This is a genomic window from Mesorhizobium sp. B2-3-13, from assembly GCF_006442195.1.
Lineage (GTDB): Bacteria > Pseudomonadota > Alphaproteobacteria > Rhizobiales > Rhizobiaceae > Mesorhizobium > Mesorhizobium salmacidum.
Window position 1 is genome coordinate 86,604 of the sequence record NZ_VFVQ01000010.1, and the last position, 16,034, is coordinate 102,637.

The 16,034-nt window shown below is 62.4% G+C and carries 13 protein-coding genes; 3 read left to right on the forward strand and 10 right to left on the reverse strand.

Annotated features, from left to right (window positions below; all coding sequences use genetic code 11):
* Nucleotides 1–16 precede the first annotated feature (16 nt).
* From sufC to FJ941_RS14125, 3 genes are all read right to left on the reverse strand, one after another.
* Complete coding sequence (gene sufC / locus FJ941_RS14115; RefSeq protein ID WP_027143656.1) at nucleotides 17–772, reverse strand: Fe-S cluster assembly ATPase SufC; 756 nt, start codon at nucleotides 770–772, stop codon at nucleotides 17–19.
* A gap of 30 nt (nucleotides 773–802) precedes the next feature.
* Complete coding sequence (sufB, locus tag FJ941_RS14120) at nucleotides 803–2,320, reverse strand: Fe-S cluster assembly protein SufB (RefSeq protein ID WP_027143655.1); 1,518 nt, start codon at nucleotides 2,318–2,320, stop codon at nucleotides 803–805.
* A gap of 215 nt (nucleotides 2,321–2,535) precedes the next feature.
* Nucleotides 2,536–3,696, reverse strand: a complete 1,161-nt coding sequence (locus FJ941_RS14125) for a cysteine desulfurase family protein (RefSeq protein ID WP_140506406.1) — start codon at nucleotides 3,694–3,696, stop codon at nucleotides 2,536–2,538.
* Between the two features lie 254 nt (nucleotides 3,697–3,950).
* On the opposite strand from FJ941_RS14125, the gene FJ941_RS14130 reads away from it, so the two are divergent.
* Nucleotides 3,951–4,625, forward strand: a complete 675-nt coding sequence (locus FJ941_RS14130) for an alpha/beta hydrolase (RefSeq protein ID WP_027028091.1) — start codon at nucleotides 3,951–3,953, stop codon at nucleotides 4,623–4,625.
* A 96-nt stretch (nucleotides 4,626–4,721) separates the two neighbouring features.
* Here FJ941_RS14130 and FJ941_RS14135 read toward each other — a convergent pair whose 3' ends face one another.
* The 4 genes from FJ941_RS14135 to FJ941_RS14150 are packed head-to-tail and all read right to left on the reverse strand — an operon-like array spanning nucleotide 4,722 to nucleotide 8,316.
* On the reverse strand, nucleotides 4,722–5,543 hold the full coding sequence (locus FJ941_RS14135) for a phosphatase PAP2 family protein (protein ID WP_140506407.1): 822 nt from the start codon (nucleotides 5,541–5,543) through the stop codon (nucleotides 4,722–4,724).
* Between the two features lie 25 nt (nucleotides 5,544–5,568).
* On the reverse strand, nucleotides 5,569–7,218 hold the full coding sequence (locus FJ941_RS14140; RefSeq protein WP_181169803.1) for a glycosyltransferase family 39 protein: 1,650 nt from the start codon (nucleotides 7,216–7,218) through the stop codon (nucleotides 5,569–5,571).
* 38 nt (nucleotides 7,219–7,256) lie between these two features.
* On the reverse strand, nucleotides 7,257–7,589 hold the full coding sequence (locus FJ941_RS14145) for a lipid-A-disaccharide synthase N-terminal domain-containing protein (RefSeq protein WP_140506409.1): 333 nt from the start codon (nucleotides 7,587–7,589) through the stop codon (nucleotides 7,257–7,259).
* Nucleotides 7,582–8,316, reverse strand: coding sequence for a glycosyltransferase family 2 protein (locus tag FJ941_RS14150; protein WP_140506411.1), 735 nt, complete (start codon nucleotides 8,314–8,316; stop codon nucleotides 7,582–7,584). Before FJ941_RS14150 ends, FJ941_RS14145 begins: the two co-directional genes overlap by 8 nt.
* 323 nt (nucleotides 8,317–8,639) lie before the next feature.
* Between FJ941_RS14150 and tyrS the strand changes: the two genes are divergently transcribed.
* On the forward strand, nucleotides 8,640–9,893 hold the full coding sequence (gene tyrS / locus FJ941_RS14155) for a tyrosine--tRNA ligase (protein WP_140506412.1): 1,254 nt from the start codon (nucleotides 8,640–8,642) through the stop codon (nucleotides 9,891–9,893).
* 7 nt (nucleotides 9,894–9,900) lie between these two features.
* Here tyrS and FJ941_RS14160 read toward each other — a convergent pair whose 3' ends face one another.
* Nucleotides 9,901–13,281, reverse strand: a complete 3,381-nt coding sequence (locus FJ941_RS14160) for a DUF3971 domain-containing protein (RefSeq protein ID WP_140506414.1) — start codon at nucleotides 13,279–13,281, stop codon at nucleotides 9,901–9,903.
* Between the two features lie 95 nt (nucleotides 13,282–13,376).
* Between FJ941_RS14160 and FJ941_RS14165 the strand changes: the two genes are divergently transcribed.
* The gene (locus FJ941_RS14165) at nucleotides 13,377–13,844 is read left to right on the forward strand and encodes a peroxiredoxin (RefSeq protein ID WP_140506416.1); all 468 of its coding nucleotides are present in this window, start codon (nucleotides 13,377–13,379) and stop codon (nucleotides 13,842–13,844) included.
* A 41-nt stretch (nucleotides 13,845–13,885) separates the two neighbouring features.
* On the opposite strand, the gene FJ941_RS14170 is transcribed toward FJ941_RS14165, so the two are convergent.
* Together FJ941_RS14170 and FJ941_RS14175 are read right to left on the reverse strand one after the other, a co-directional pair.
* Entirely contained in the window at nucleotides 13,886–15,022 is a 1,137-nt protein-coding gene (locus FJ941_RS14170; protein WP_140506418.1) for a GNAT family N-acetyltransferase, read from the reverse strand.
* Nucleotides 15,019–16,020 carry a sterol desaturase family protein gene (locus FJ941_RS14175; protein WP_140506419.1) on the reverse strand — a complete coding sequence of 334 codons (1,002 nt, stop codon included), beginning with the start codon at nucleotides 16,018–16,020 and terminating at the stop codon, nucleotides 15,019–15,021. Before FJ941_RS14175 ends, FJ941_RS14170 begins: the two co-directional genes overlap by 4 nt.
* Nucleotides 16,021–16,034 lie beyond the last annotated feature (14 nt).

Below are 16,034 nucleotides of genomic sequence, written 5' to 3' on the forward strand. Positions count from 1 at the left end.
AAAATGACTTGGCACGTTACGCGGCCTGCCCGATGACGCCGGCATAGCCGTTCGCTTCAAGATCGAGCGCCAGCGACTTGTCGCCCGACTTGATGACCTGGCCCCTGTAGAGCACATGCACGCTATCAGGCACGATGTGTTCGAGCAGGCGCTGGTAGTGGGTGATAACCAGGAACGCCCTGTCCGGCGAGCGCAGTGCGTTGACGCCATCCGAGACAATCTTCAGCGCATCGATGTCGAGGCCGGAATCGGTCTCGTCGAGCACGCACAGTTTCGGCTCCAGGAGCTTCATCTGCAGGATCTCGGCGCGCTTCTTCTCGCCGCCGGAGAAGCCGACATTGAGTGGCCGCTTCAGCATCGCCATGTCCATGCTGAGCGAGGCGGCGGCTTCCTTCACCCGCTTCAGGAATTCCGGGATCTTCAGCGGTTCCTCGCCGCGCGCCTTGCGCTGCTCGTTCATCGCCACCTTGAGGAATTCCATGGTCGCCACGCCCGGTATCTCCATCGGATATTGGAAGGCGAGGAAGATGCCGGAAGTGGCGCGTTCGGCCGGATCCATTTCGAGGATCGACTGGCCGTTGTAGAGGATGTCGCCCTCGGTCACCTCATAGTCCTCGCGGCCGGCGAGGATGTAGGAGAGCGTTGATTTGCCCGACCCGTTCGGTCCCATGATCGCGGCGACCTCGCCGGCTTTCACCGTCAGGTTCAAGCCGCGAATGATCTCGGTGCCGTCATCGACGATGCGGGCGTGCAGGTTCTTGATCTCAAGCATTTTTGTTTCCTGAATATTTGTCCGGGCCGGTCAGCCCACCGAGCCTTCCAGCGAGATGCCGATCAGCTTCTGCGCCTCTACGGCAAACTCCATCGGCAGCTGCTGGATGACATCCTTGACGAAGCCGTTCACGATCAGCGCGATGGCTTCCTCTTCCGGGATGCCGCGCTGCATGACGTAGAACTTCTGGTCCTCTGATATTTTCGACGTCGTCGCCTCATGCTCGAACTGCGCCGTCGAGTTCTTGGCTTCCATGTAAGGCACAGTGTGCGCGCCGCACTGGTCGCCGATCAGCAGTGAGTCGCAATTGGTAAAGTTGCGGGCATTGGTCGCCTTGCGGTGCGCCGAAACCTGGCCGCGATAGGTGTTCTGCGAGAAGCCGGCGGCTATGCCCTTGGAGATGATGCGGCTCGACGTGTTCTTGCCGAGATGGATCATCTTGGTGCCGCTATCGACCTGCTGGTACCCGTTCGACACGGCGATCGAATAGAATTCGCCCGAGGAATCGTCGCCGCGCAGGATGCAGCTCGGATATTTCCAGGTGATCGCCGAACCGGTCTCGACCTGCGTCCACGATATCTTCGAACGATGACCACGGCAGTCACCGCGCTTGGTGACGAAGTTGTAGATGCCGCCCTTGCCCTCGGCGTCGCCGGGGTACCAGTTCTGCACCGTTGAATATTTGATCTCGGCATCGTCGAGCGCGACCAGTTCGACCACAGCGGCATGCAACTGGTTCTCGTCGCGCTGCGGCGCCGTGCAGCCCTCGAGATAGGAGACGTAGGCCCCCTCCTCGGCGATGATCAGCGTGCGCTCGAACTGGCCGGTGTTCTTCTCGTTCATACGGAAATAGGTCGACAGCTCCATCGGGCAGCGCACGCCCTTGGGCACGAAGACGAACGAGCCGTCGGTGAACACGGCCGAATTCAGCGTGGCGTAAAAATTGTCGGAGGTCGGCACGACCGAGCCGAGATATTTCTTGACCAGTTCCGGATGCTCGCGGATCGCTTCGGAGATCGAGCAGAAGATGACGCCGGCCTGCGCCAGCTCCTTCTTGAAGGTGGTGACGACGGACACGGAATCGAACACGGCGTCGACGGCGACGCGGCCCGATTTGTAGACATTGTCGCTGACTTCCTCGAGCTCCGAGGCGTCGGTCTTCTGCACGCCGGCGAGAATTTCCTGCTCCTTCAACGGAATGCCGAGCTTCTCGTAGACTTTCAAGATCTCGGGATCGACGTCGCTGAGCGAAGTCGGTCCGGGCGTACTCTTGGGCGCCGCGTAATAGTAGATGTCCTGGAAATCGATCTTGGGATAGTTGACGCGCGCCCAGGTCGGCTCTTCCAGCGTCAGCCAGCGGCGATAGGCTTCGAGGCGCCATTCCAGCATCCAGGACGGCTCGTCCTTCTTGGCCGAAATGAAGCGGATGATGTCTTCGCTCAGGCCCTTGGGAGCCTTGTCGACAGCGATCTCGGTCTGGAATCCGTATTTGTATTGGTCGACGTCGATCTTTCGGACTCGATCGATCGTGTCCTGCACAGCAGGCATATGCGTTCTCCATCCGCGCCGGGGTCAAGGCCCGACAGTTTTCAAACTATGGCACCGCCGAATAAACGCCCGAGCAGCGTCCGCGGCAGCGTAAGTTTCATATAGTGCGCCTCGACCGGAAATTCACCCGGCCAGCATAAAACGCACGGCTCTACCAGGCCGAAGCCTGATCCTTTTTCTCAAGCATCGGATTTCCCGGTCCGATGCTCCAACCGCTACGCGGCCTTCTCTCTACCCGCCCGACGCGCGGCAATGCTTGCCAGCGCGGTGCGGAACAGTTCGATATCCTCGTCGGCGGTCGCGGCACCGACCGATACGCGCAAGGCACCAAGGCTGTCGCCGTGTCCCATGGCCTTCAGCACATGGCTCGGCCCGACCTTGCCCGACGAGCACGCGGAACCGGCGGAAAGCGCCACGCCCCCCAGATCAAAGGCGATCTGGGCGGTTTCGGCTTTGACGCCGGGAATAGCGAAGAATGTCGTGTTGGCAAGCCTTGGCGCGCCGGCTCCGAAGATTTCCACGTCCGGCACCAGCGTCTTGATCGACGTTTCGAGCTCATCGCGACGCCGACGCACGGCACCGATGGCCTTCAGCCCGGCCAGCGCTTCGCGCGCGGCGGCGCCAAAACCGGCGATGCCAGGCAAGTTCTCGGTGCCGCCACGGTGACCCTTTTCCTGGCCGCCGCCATTGATCAGCGGCTTCGGCATCATCAGGTCGGCAGCGGCAACGATGGCGCCGGCGCCCTTGGGGCCGCCGATCTTGTGCGAGGACAGAATCACATAGTCGGCGTATCCAGCCGACATATCGATGGAAACGCGGCCCGCGGCCTGAACGGCATCGACGACAAGAATGCCGCCCGCCGCCCCGACGATCTCCGCGATGCGGTCGATCGGCTGGATGACGCCGGTTTCGTTGTTGGCGGCGTGGATCGCGACCAACGGCAAGCCATCGGCCTTATCGTGACCGCCGAGCGCAGCCGTCAAGGCGTCGAGACTGACGATGCCATCAGCGCCGACACCGATCCGCGTCACCAGGTTTGCCGGAAAGCGTCCGCCATTCAGCAGGCACGGATGGTCGGCCTCGCACACGTAGAGCCGGCTCATGCGAATGGCGCCGCGCCCCATCTGCCAGTCCGGCGTCAGCAGCGTCGAGGCGGCCTCGGTCGCACCCGAGGTGAAGACGACATGTTCGGTCTTGCTGTTGACCAGTGCCGCCACGTCGCGCCTGGCATTGTCGACCAGCCTGCGCGCGGCGCGCCCCTCGGCATGGACCGACGAGGGGTTGGCTGCGTCAAACGCCGCGACCATGGCCTCGCGCGCGGCTGAAAGCAGCGGCGCGCTGGCATTATAGTCCAGATAGGCGCGTATCGCGGCCATTTTCGTCCAGTTCTTCCCGTCAAAAGCCATTCCGCCGACGTATGGCGTTATTTCCTTGAAATTCCAAGGCAAGCCGTCCTATTTACGCGGCTTGCGGCGAGTGCGACCGGGCGATTGCGTTTCGGCCACCCAGTTTTGAACAATTCTAAACTAGCTTCTAGGAAGACGCTCGCCCTGCGTCAAGGTCTGTGGAAGCGGGGCCAGAGCAAGAGTTCCGGGCGCCGCGCATTTGTATATGTCACGTGGAGTATTTCATGCCTGAGGTCATTTTTACCGGTCCGGCCGGCCGCCTGGAGGGACGCTACCAACCCTCGAAGGAAAAGAGCGCGCCGATTGCCATCGTGTTGCATCCGCACCCGCAGTTCGGCGGTACGATGAACAACAAGATCGTCTATGACCTCTTCTACATGTTCCAGAAGCGCGATTTCACCACGCTGCGCTTCAATTTCCGCGGCATCGGCCGCAGCCAGGGCGAGTTCGACCACGGCACCGGCGAGTTGTCGGACGCGGCGGCCGCACTCGACTGGGTGCAGTCGCTGCATCCGGATTCCAAGAGCTGCTGGGTGGCCGGCTATTCCTTCGGTTCGTGGATCGGCATGCAGCTCCTGATGCGCCGGCCCGAGATCGAGGGCTTCATCTCGATCGCGCCGCAGCCCAACACCTATGATTTCTCCTTCCTGGCGCCCTGCCCGTCCTCGGGTCTGATCATCCATGGCGATGCCGACAAGGTGGCGCCGCCGAAGGATGTGCAAGGCCTGGTCGACAAGCTTCACACGCAAAAGGGCATCACCATCACGCAGAAGACCCTGCCCGGCGCCAACCATTTCTTCGCCAACGACGCCGATGTGCTGATCGAAGAATGCGCCGACTATCTCGATCGCCGGCTGGCGGGAGAATTGTCCGATCCGAGGCCGAAGCGGCTGCGCTAAAACATCAGGCCATCCGTATCCCCGGGCTATGAGCGGGCGGGCAAGGCTCGCCTCCTCGACATGAGGCCGCCGCGGTGCGGACGGTCCGGCAGCGACCTATTTTTCCGGGGCAATAAGCCGGAACGATGGCTTGCGGACCGGCAATCCTGAAGGTGCCGGCCTGAAGATGAAACCGAGCCTGGCAAAGACCAGTCCGCACACCAGCGCGAAGGCACAGCCGAGGCCGAAGCCGGCGACGGTGTCGCTTGGATAGTGCGCACCGACGAAGATCCTGGTCGAGGCGATGCAGGCCGTGACCACAAGGGCGATATACCAACGCCGCGGAAACAAAAGCAGCAGGATACCGAACACGGCGCCCATCGTCGTGGCGTGGCCGGACGGAAAGCCAGCAAAGCGCGCATCGAAGGCAAAGGGGTGCAGTGCAAGGACGCCAAAATCCTGGAAGTAGAGCGGGCGAGCCCTGCCAATGGCATATTTGAGGACATTGACCGTTAGGCCGGACAGGCCAACGGCGCTCAGCACCAGGAAAGCCAGGCAGGTCCAACTGTAGACCAGCATCAGCGCGCGCCGCGAAAGGCTTCGCCAATCCGTTAGATTGGCCGCGACAAGCAGCAGCGCGGACGGGATGAGATACCAGCCGCCCAGTCCGAACTGCGTGAAGAACTCGGCAAGCCTGGCGGCGCCCGCCGACCACTGGCCATATGCTACTCCTGCCGGCGTATCGAGACGGACAAAGGCCGCGGCCGTCAGAAAGACCCAGACAAGGCCCCACGCCCACCATGAGATGTTGGGATAGCGAGCGGGGCGAACGGCAAGGCGCCGTCTTGCGATCTGCAGGGTGTCGCGAAAATTGCCGAGGGACCGGCGCCCTGTCCCGAGAAGCGATCTGGAAACTGGAGGCTGCGATTTCACGAGCATTGGGAACTCGACCCCATCATCGAAGTCATTGCGCTATACGGTAGAGACCGAGCGACAGTTTGTCTCCCGACGAATAGTTGAGGCCGTCGACTTCGGCGAGGCGGTTCGCCGACTTGCGTTGCACGGACAGCATGCCATTCAATTTCTGCTCGTCGCCGATCGGCACCAGGCCCAAGGAGCAAGCGGGATCGGCGAGCAGATGTTCCGCCACGCCCCCGACATCGGTCAGCACCGTTTTGGTGCCGACCAGGAACACCAGGCTCGGCTCCTGATAACGCGCCGAGGCCAGCACGGTCGTGTCGCAAGGTTTGTTGGCGCGCACCGCGTCCCTGATTGCCGGGCTCAGCCAGATCGGCTTCAGGGACGGGGCGATGACGCCGAACAGCAAGGCGTAGGCGATGCCCGCACAGGCGGCGGTGGCGCCGATGCGGGGCAGCGGCACCTGTAACTGCCGCGAAAACGCGAAATAGCCCGCGCCAAGTGCGGCCGCGGCCGCCGGAATGCTCCACCAGGAGAAAGTGTGGGTGAGGTAGATTGGCGCTCCGATGCAGACCGCCGCCAGGCCCAGGCTGACCACGACAAGACCGAATGCGGTCGACCACCACAACCATTGCTGCCAGCGACTGAGCGGCGCATTGGCGTCCTGCGGCTGCAATGTCAGCAGCCAGCCGATCAGCAGCGCCATGCCGGGATAGGCGGGCAGGACATAATGCGGCAGCTTGGTGGGAATGAGTTCGAAAACGAGCCAGAACGGAATGTACCAGGCGAGGCAGAAGCGCAGCCTCACATCATCGCGCATGCGGTTGAGGGCCTGCAGGCCAGCGCCTACCGCGATCAGGCCGAACGGCCACATGAACAGCGAATAGGTCAGCATGTAGAAGCCGGGCGGCAGGCCGTGCGATTCCGCGCCCGACGCGACCTTGCCGAGCATGTCCTTGCCGACGGCCTGCTGCAGGAAAGCACCGTGGCTCTTCCAGGTGATCGCGGCGAGCCAGGGCAGAGAAATCATCAAGACGAGTAGCAGGCCGCGCCCAACCCTAAGCTTCGACAGCCAACGCCCGTCGCGCTCGAAGGCGAACAGGACGGCAATGGTCAACGCGGACAGCAGCGGCGCAATCGGCCCCTTGATGAGGATCGCCGCCCCTTGCGCGATCCAGAAGATCCACCAGAGATGGCCGGCGACCGCTTCATTGCGGCGCGATGCCAGGTAAATCTGCGCCAGCGCGCCTTGCGCCGCCACGCAGCAGGCCAGCAGCATCGCATCGGTCTTGGCGTCGCGGCCCTCGAACGCCGTGGCGAAGATCGCGGCCATCACCAGGCCGGCCGCGAGGCCGGCATTGGTACCGAAAAGATTGGTCCCAGTCCAGGCGATCGCCAGCACGGCAAGGGCAATGCCGAGTGCCGAAACCGTGCGATAGACCCAGATCGGTGCCTCGGCACCCTGCCCGCTCAGCGCCACGGCCGCCGATTGCAGCCAGTAGATGCCGATCGGCTTCTGGTAGCGCGAGGTCTCCTGGAAGCGGATGTCGACATAGTCGCCGCTCTCGACCATCTGCTTGGATGCCTGGACGAAGCGGGGCTCGTCGCGGTCGACTGGCGGCATGGATGCCAAGCCTGAAGCCGTCATCACCAGGCTGAACAGGAAGAGGAAGATGTAGTTCCTGTTCAACGCCATTTTTGCGTCTCTCCGATCATTTCTTTTTTGGCGGTTGCTCAATCGACCTTGGTCATCGCCGCCTTGCGCTCATTGGCGATCAGCCAGAGATTTCTGATGTAGATGAACATGCCCATGGCCTGCCCGGCGATGAACACCGGATCCTGGCGCTGGATGGCATAAATCAGAAGCAGGCCGCCGCCGAACAGGGAGAAGAACCAGAAGGCCACCGGCACGACGCTGCGCTTGGCCTTTTCCGAGGCCAGCCACTGCACGACGAAGCGCATGGTGAAGAAGAACTGGGCGACGAAGCCGAGCAGGATCCACGCATCGAACTGCTTGATGAAAACCTGATGAAGCCAGGCTCCCAGTTCCTGAAGCACATTAAACACGCTTGATTTCCTCTATTTTTGGCATTCTGCGGCGCCGGCGGCGCAACCACCAGACACCGCAGAGATCGAGCACACCCTGCAGGCCGCGATCGAAAATGCCGTAATTCGATTTGCCGTGCCGGCGCGAGCGGTCGACGACGTCGCAATGCACGACGCGATACCCCTCCTGGATGACCAGGGCCGGAACGAAGCGATGGGTGCCGTCGAAGAACGGCAGTTTGCGCAGGATATCGGTATGAACCGCCTTCAGGCCACAGCCGGTGTCGCGCGTCTCGTCATGCAGGATGGCGTTTCGCAGCCAGTTGGCGAAACGCGACGCCAATTGTTTGACCTTGCTGTCGCGGCGCTTGAGGCGCTGCCCTTGCGCGGCGCCGAAATCGGGCCCGGCTTGGCGCAGCGCATCGACCAGCACCGGAATGTACTGCGGATCGTTCTGGCCGTCGCCGTCGATGGTCGCGACGATGCCGCCGCGCGCCGCCCAGGCGCCAGAACGCACCGAAAGGCTCTGGCCGGCGGACTTCCGATGCCGCAATTCGCGTAGCGGAAACGAGCGTCGCGCCGCCTGTTCGGCGAGCACGGCAGCCGTCTCGTCGGTCGAGCCGTCATTGACGATGATCAACTCGAAGTCGCGGCCGGCCATCGCCGCCTCGATCTCGTCGATCAGCAGTGGCAGGTTTGCCGCCTCGTTCCTGCAAGGAATGACAATGGATATCAATGCGTCCGGCATGTCGCGTCGGGGCTCTGTCGTCGGATATGGCATTTTATGGATGCCGTGCGGTGCCGCTTGAGGTCGTGGACTGTTAGAACCTTGTGGCGCGGCGCCTCATTACGCCAGCCGAAACGATGAAGCAAGCATTGCGGCCGGACCGCCGCTGGCACCATCCGCGCGGCCGCAAAACCGGAATCCGCTTTTGCTGATCGCCAACTCTTGGTTGGCGCGCGATCCGGCGCAAAACCGGAATCCACTTTTGCTGATCGCGCTTGGGTGCTAAACGCGCGCGTTCACATATGCCCGCCACGGACCGTGGCGTACGCTTCGGGAAAGAAAACATGCCTGCCTTCAAATCCGATTTCCTGCGCACGATGAGCGAGCGCGGTTTCATCCACCAGACCTCGGATGATGCCGGTCTCGACACTATTTTCGCCAAGGAAACGGTGACGGCCTATATCGGCTTCGACGCCACGGCCAAGAGCCTGCATGCCGGCTCGCTGATCCAGATCATGATGCTGCATTGGCTGCAGCAGACCGGCCACCGGCCGATCGCGCTGATGGGCGGCGGCACGTCGATGATCGGCGACCCCTCCTTCAAGGACGAGGCGCGCAAGCTTTTGACGCCTGCGGATATCGACGCCAATCTCGCCGGTATCCGCCGCAACTTCATGCCCTACCTCAAATTCGGCGGCGGTCCGAACGACGCGGTCATGATCAACAATGCCGACTGGCTGATGGAGATCAACTACGTCAATTTCCTACGCGATGTCGGGCGGCACTTTTCCGTCAACCGCATGCTTGCTTTCGATTCCGTCAAATTGCGGCTTGATCGCGAGCAATCGCTGTCGTTCCTCGAATTCAACTACATGATCCTGCAGGCCTATGATTTCGTCGAACTCTACAAGCGCCTCGGCTGCCGCCTGCAGATGGGCGGCTCCGACCAATGGGGCAACATCATCAACGGCATCGATCTCGGCCGCCGGATGGAGGATGCGCAACTCTACGCACTGACGACGCCGCTGCTCACCACCTCGTCCGGCGCCAAGATGGGCAAGTCGGCATCGGGCGCGGTCTGGCTCGATCCGGAGATGCTGAGCCCCTACGAGTTCTGGCAGTACTGGCGCAATACCGAGGATGCCGACGTTGCCCGGTTCCTGAAACTCTACACTACGCTGCCTTTGGAAGAGGTCGCACAGCTCGAGCGGCTGGGCGGTTCCGAGATCAACGAGGCAAAGAAGATCCTCGCTACCGAGATCACCGCTCATCTGCATGGCCGCGCGGCCGCCGAACAGGCCAGCGAGACGGCGCGCAAGACCTTCGAGGAAGGCGCGCTCGCCGACACGTTGCCGACCGTCGAGACGGACAAGGCCGCGCTCGAAACCGGCGTCGGCATCCTGTCGCTATTGGTCAGCGCGGGGTTGGCTTCATCCAATGGCGAGGCACGGCGGCACATCCAGGGTGGCGCCGTGCGCCTGAACGACCAGCCGGTAAGCGACGACCGTCGACTGGTCACGCTTCAGGATTTGAGTCCGGAAAATGTCGTGAAGCTTTCATTGGGCAGGAAAAAACACATTCTGGTGAGACCGGCCTGAGTACCCCTCACCGGTATTCGAAGATCGACCTGAATATCCCCGGCGCGATCACCGACAGCGGGTTGACGTCGAGCACCGGCTTGTTGGCATTGCCCCTGAGCCGGAAGGTGACGCCGATCAGGCCGCGGTCGCGGCCATTGCCCAGAAGCGCGCCGACGATGGGCAGTTCGCCGAAAATGCGGTTGAGGCCGTAGGCCGGCATGAAGGTGCCGGTCATGTCCATATTGTTGTTCTGGTCGTAGAGGATGCCCTGGAACGTCGTGCCGATGCGCGGGCCACGCAGCACGCCATTGGTCAGCCTCAGATAGCCGCTGCCCTTGTCGATCTCGGCGTAACCACGTTCGAATTTCACCCGCGACGTGTCGAGCTTGCCCTTCACCGCCTGGTTGAGGCTGCGGCTGTCGCCGGCCGGCGTGGTCGAGACGATGGAGGCGAGCTTGGGTTCGTTGACGATGAAGAAGTTGCTGGTGTCGACCTTGCCCTTCATCGGTCCGTCGCTGGCCCCCGTCAGCGCCAGCGTGATCGACCCGCCTTCCATGTGTTCATAGATGTTGAGGAACCGAAGGATGGCGCCGGCGTCCGCCGACTGCACGTTGAGCGAGCGCCTGCCGTCGCCGGCGGTGTTGCTGATGGCGATGGCTGCGCCGGAACTCGCCGTCGCGCTGACCTTCAGTCCGTTGACCCTTGAACCAGCCGCACTGTAGTCGAGCTTCAGGTTGGACAGTTGCTCATCGTGGAAACCGGTCAGCTGATCGACATCGGCGCTGACGGAAATGTTGTCTGTTCCCGTCGTCTTGGTTGCAGTGTCCACATCGGACGTGAACTGCTTGATGAGCGAACGAGCATCAAGCGCGTTGCCAATGATGTCGACCGCATAGCTCTTGCCCGATCGCTTCACCGAAACCGCCACGTCGTCGCCCCTGTTCAAGGTGACCTTGCTGAACTTGGCCGAAGACAAGGCGCCGTTGACCAGCACGATGCTGCCGTCGACGGAGAACGTCTTGCCGTCGAGTTCAAAGTCGGACAGGGTCGTGGTGTCGCCGGACTTGGTCATGACGAATGTGGCGCTGGCGGGAACCCCCGTCCCCTTGCTCCAGCCGGCCCAGGGAATGTCCAGCCTGGCATTGGTCAGGTCGGCCGAGACATTCTGGTTGCCGCTGCCGCTCTTGTCGATCTTGACCTTCACCGTTCCGCCAAGCAGCGGCGTCAAGCCGGGCATGGCGGCGGCGCGGATCTTGTCGTCGAGCACCAGGGCTACCTTGCGGCTGCGCGCCGGCCCGTCATCCGCCAGCGGCTCGACGAGATCGAGTTCGGCCGGAATGCCATTCAGCGATGCCTTGGCCGAAATGACAGCCTTTTGCGGGTCGACGGTGATCGAGCCATCGGCATCGGTCACGGCCTGTCCCTCGAACGGCTTGGCCAAGGACAGGCCGGTGTAGTCGAGAGACACCAGCCAATCGAGCTTCGCGGTGTCGACGCCCGACTGCAGCGGAATGTCCGCTTTGACATGGCCGGTGACGCCGCCGGAAAGGTCCTCGGGCAGAATGCCGACATGGCGCATGGCATTGATCGGCTCGTAGGATGCAAGTTCGGCGACGGCTGACGCATCGCCGGCAACGTCGATATCGAGAGCGCCGATGACCGGCGGGCGGTTGGCTGCCTTGACGGCCAGTGTCCCGTTGCTGGCCGCCACCACGCGGCCACTGGGCATGAAGACGGTGCCCGACGACAACGAAATATCGACGTCGTTGCCGTGGAATCCGACGACGCCCACCGCGTCGCGTATCGGCGGAATGCGGCCGGCCGTGTCGAAACGCGCCCCCTCGATCTGGAAGCGGCCAAAGACCTCGTCGGCTGAAAGCGGCACGCCATTGCCGAGGCGGTCCGGCACCACCTGGAACTGGAGATTGGCGTCGACCACACGGCCGCCGAACAGGTTGTCCAGACACCAGAGCCGCGCATTGCGCGCCGAAAACCACGGCCACAGCTGTTTGACATGCGAGACCGGCATGTCATGGATGTTGAGCGCCAGATTGATCCCAGGAGCCTTGCCGTCGACGAATTGCATCGCCGCGGTGCCAAGCACCTCGCCGGAACCGGCGGACCGAACCGCGATCTGCTCGGCCACCAGTTTACGGCTTTGCGGCTGGTAGACGCCGGCGATCCGCGCCAGGAAGATCAACGCGGGCTCAGGCGATTCCGATGGCGCCAAGGTCGAACCGTCGCTGGTCAGGTCGTAACGGTAGGAGGGTTCCTCGCCCGCCACCCCGGTTGCCGGTTTTGGCCCGATCGAGCCGCCGAAATCGAATGAAGACCGGCCAGTTTTCAGCAGCAACCTGTCCACCTGGATCTTGTTGGAGCCGTGGACCAGCGTCGCATTGACATCGGCATCCGCCGGCAGCAGCCCGCGCGTGCCAAGATCCAGCACCGACCCGGTGGACGAAAGGGCGGCCATCAAGCGTGATGCGGTGGCACCTGAGCCTTCCGATCCTGTCAGCTTCAATGCGACGGCACCAAGCCTGCCGGAGCCGGCAGCAGTATCACCGGCATCCGCCAGATTGATGCTGGCATCCAGGCTTATCACCCGATGCGCGGCGATATCGCGGGTGGCGGAGGCGGCAACGGTGACTGTCCTGCCGTCGACATCCGCCTCGGAGGTAAACTCCATGCCGCCCGGCCCCGACTGAACGACGGTGGCGTCGGCGATCTTGACCAGTCTGATCGATCCGGCGTCGGGCAGCACGAACTCGACATTGCTGAGATCGATGCGGCGCATCGAATCCTCCCGCACGGCGTCGAGCGCGCGATGGATGTTGCCGAACACCGCGTCCGACAGTTTTTCCGGATCGACGAGGCCGTTCTCGTTGCGCAGCGCCGCGGTCCAGTCGCCGCCGGACGGCATCGCCGCCATGACGATGCGGGCATCGGAGATCCTGGCGCTGGTCAACCGCACCTCACCCCATAGCAGCGGCACGAGACGCACGCCAAAGCGTACACGACCGGCATCCGCCATCGGTTTGCCGTCTGATGTCTTCAGGCTGACATCGCTCACCTGGAGGGCGACGAAACTCGAACTGTCGAGAGTGATGCGGGCTGGCCCGACCGCGACATTGACGTCGACGCCCGCCAGCCTCTCTATGGCGCTCTCCGCCTCGACGCGCAGCCTGTCCGACCCGATGCCGGAAAGGCCGATGAGATAGACGGCGACCGCGGTCAGCAGCATGAATGCGACCACGCCGGCAAACACGCGCGAAAGGATGCGAAAGCCGCGGCCGATCGCCGCCTGGCCGAGAGGCGGGACGCGGCACGCGGACGGCAAGGCTCCCAGGTCGGTGATTTCGTCCCGCCTGAACCGGATCTTCTCGTGCTGCGGTTGGTCCTGATCCACGCAATCTTCCGTTGTACAAACTCGCTCGTGGACGAATCCCCGCTCGACATTATATCGGTGTGGCTTCGCGCGTAACCTTAAACAAGGGCATCGATATGGCTGACCTGGAAGTAGGCGATCCCGCGCCGCAATTCGATCTGCCGCGGGACGGCGGCGGATCGCTCAGCCTGGCCGCATCCGCCGGCAAGCCGGTCGTGCTCTATTTCTATCCGCAGGACGACACGACAAGCTGCACGCAAGAGGCGATCAGCTTCTCACAGCTGAAGCCGGAATTCGAGAAGGCCGGCGCCGTCGTCATTGGCCTGTCGCCCGACAGCGCCAAGAAACACGACAAGTTCAAGTCGAAATACGATCTCACCATCGATCTTGCCGCCGACGAGGAGCGCAAGGTGATCGAGGCCTACCATCTATGGGTCGAGAAATCGATGTATGGCCGCAAATACATGGGTGTCGAGCGCGCGACGTTCCTGATCGGCCGTGACGGGCGGATCGCCAGGATTTGGCGCAAGGTCCGGGTCAAGGGCCATGCCGAGGCAGTGCTGGAAGCTGTTCGCGAGCTTTGAGCGTCGCCGAAGCCCACCAAAGCAATCGACAATTATGGTTGCTACTCGTCAGGTGCCTCGGCCTTCGGCTGCCGCCCAGTCCTCCAGGATTTCGAAACATGGCTCACATGATCGGCCAGAGCGGCGAGATGACCACGCAGGCCGCGCGCGCCCATCATCGATGACAGCGTGACTGATTGCGTGGCGAAGCGCCGCTTGAAATCCTCGCCGCCGCAGAGAAAATCAATTGTGCCAAGGCCGCGGTCGAACGACCACTGGATATAGTCAATCATCAGTACCATACCCGGCGAGCCGCGCTCATATTCGGGATCGTAGGTGGTGACGAAAGCCATCATCGTGCCGTGCTGCTCGAAATTGATCGAGACGGCGACGATCGTGTCGTCAAGCTTCAGCACGAAGATGCGCAACAGCCCGAGGTCGGCAAGCACCGAAATAAGCGCGGAGAGAACTGGCGAGCCCTTATCGAATAGATCCGAGGCGCGACCATGCCGGGCGAGCCAGAGGCGCTTCAACGTCGCGACCCGCTCGAGCACCGGCTCGCGCGGGTCCTCCGCATCCAGGAGCCGGAAACGCAATGCACCGCTTTCTTCCATGGACTTGCGGCCACGACGATAGTTCTGCCGGCCCTTCTTGGACAACGTCTCGAACCATTCCGCCCCACGTTGCCAGGGACCCGCAACACGATAGCTGATTTCAGTGCGGTGGTTGCGCCGAAGCGCCTTGCCATGGGCCGGTCCCAACAGGGCATGAACACCGGCATCCGGCAGCAGACGGTTCAGATAGATCAGGTCGAAGCCGCCCTGGTCAAAAACATACTGCCAAAGGCCGGAGATCGCTCGCGGGTCGCTGTCGGGTGCAACCAGCGCGTCGCCATAGTCACTGTGATCCTTCGCCGCCCATTCGAGCATGCGGATGCCGGAGCGCCTGAAGGTCGCGAGCGCTATCACGCCATCGAGCCGGTCACCGTTCCAGGCAAGCCCGATCCTGAGCGCGCGCCGCTCCTGATGCGGGGTTGTGCGCCACCAGGCCGCAATCCAGTTCGGATGCTGGAAGACAAGCCCGCCAGCCCGCTGCCAGAGCGCACTCCAGGCCGGTGCGATCTCGGCCAGGCGCACCGCCGACGTCACGACTTCGAAGGTGCGTGTCCGCGGGATCGCGAGCACAACGGGAGCGTTCATGACCGTGTTCCTTCCGATGACCGCGCGGTTCTTGGCCGTGGCTTTCCTGGCCGCATGCGCCTGGCGATATGCCCCCACATCCGCTTCAACGGCATGACGTAGAGCCCGGCGAGCGACTGGTAGTCACGCACATCGCGGTCGACCAGCCCGAACTTGAAGTCCTCGTCGGGCCTCGGCACACACAATGTCCCGAAGAGCCGATCCCAGAACGAGAAGAGCAGCCCGAAATTCTTGTCGTAGTGGCGCGGATCGACGCTGTGATGCAACTGGTGCCAATGCGGACACAGGATCAAATTGTTGAGCGGGCCGAACGATATCTTGAAATGCGTGTGCCTGACGAAATCCATCATCAGTATGTTACGTATGACATAGACGTTGACGCCAAAGACGGTCAGTTCGACAAGGTTCAGCGAAATCAGCGACCAGATGCCGAAGCACAGCCCCACGATGAGGCCGTCCCAGGCTCGGTTCATCAACTCGTCCAGCGGGTGAACCCTGTCTTTGGTGATCCCGACCATCACCTCGGCCGAGTGATGCACCTTGTGCAGTTCCCAAAGCAGCGGATAGCGATGCTGGGCGACGTGATAGAGATAATAGGAGATGTCGTAGGCGAGCAGCATGCTGACGGTGAAGATCAGCACCGTCACCGGCCCTGCCGGCCCCTCGATCAGAGGCGGCTGAAACTGGAACAGTGTCGAAAACAGCCAGTTGGTCCCGTAGCCCACCGCCGTGACGAAAACGATTCCGGCGGGGAGCATCAGGAAAGGCATCAGGGCCTTCTTCGTCACCCAGAACAGCAGGTCGGCCTTCGCCGAGGGATGGGTGATGACCTCATGCGGGATGACAAACTCGAAGAACTCCTTCCAGCTCTTCTCCTCGACCGTGCGCCAATAGGCCACGAGTGCGCTGACAAGGGCAGTCAGCAGCAAAAGCCCGGTCGCCAGCAGACTGGTGGCCGAAATCTTGTCGAGGATCTTGCCAATCAGATCGTTCAGCATCCCTACCGCCACGG

Excerpts from the sequence above, each read along its gene's own strand:
- sufC (WP_027143656.1), bottom strand. The coding sequence starts at position 772 with ATGCTTGAGATCAAGAACCTGCACGCCCGCATCGTCGATGACGGCACC.
- sufB (WP_027143655.1), bottom strand. The coding sequence starts at position 2,320 with ATGCCTGCTGTGCAGGACACGATCGATCGAGTCCGAAAGATCGACGTC.
- FJ941_RS14125 (WP_140506406.1), bottom strand. The coding sequence starts at position 3,696 with ATGGCCGCGATACGCGCCTATCTGGACTATAATGCCAGCGCGCCGCTG.
- FJ941_RS14130 (WP_027028091.1), top strand. The coding sequence starts at position 3,951 with ATGCCTGAGGTCATTTTTACCGGTCCGGCCGGCCGCCTGGAGGGACGC.
- FJ941_RS14135 (WP_140506407.1), bottom strand. The coding sequence starts at position 5,543 with ATGCTCGTGAAATCGCAGCCTCCAGTTTCCAGATCGCTTCTCGGGACA.
- FJ941_RS14140 (WP_181169803.1), bottom strand. The coding sequence starts at position 7,218 with ATGGCGTTGAACAGGAACTACATCTTCCTCTTCCTGTTCAGCCTGGTG.
- FJ941_RS14150 (WP_140506411.1), bottom strand. The coding sequence starts at position 8,316 with ATGCCGGACGCATTGATATCCATTGTCATTCCTTGCAGGAACGAGGCG.
- tyrS (WP_140506412.1), top strand. The coding sequence starts at position 8,640 with ATGCCTGCCTTCAAATCCGATTTCCTGCGCACGATGAGCGAGCGCGGT.
- FJ941_RS14165 (WP_140506416.1), top strand. The coding sequence starts at position 13,377 with ATGGCTGACCTGGAAGTAGGCGATCCCGCGCCGCAATTCGATCTGCCG.
- FJ941_RS14170 (WP_140506418.1), bottom strand. The coding sequence starts at position 15,022 with ATGAACGCTCCCGTTGTGCTCGCGATCCCGCGGACACGCACCTTCGAA.
- FJ941_RS14175 (WP_140506419.1), bottom strand. The coding sequence starts at position 16,020 with ATGCTGAACGATCTGATTGGCAAGATCCTCGACAAGATTTCGGCCACC.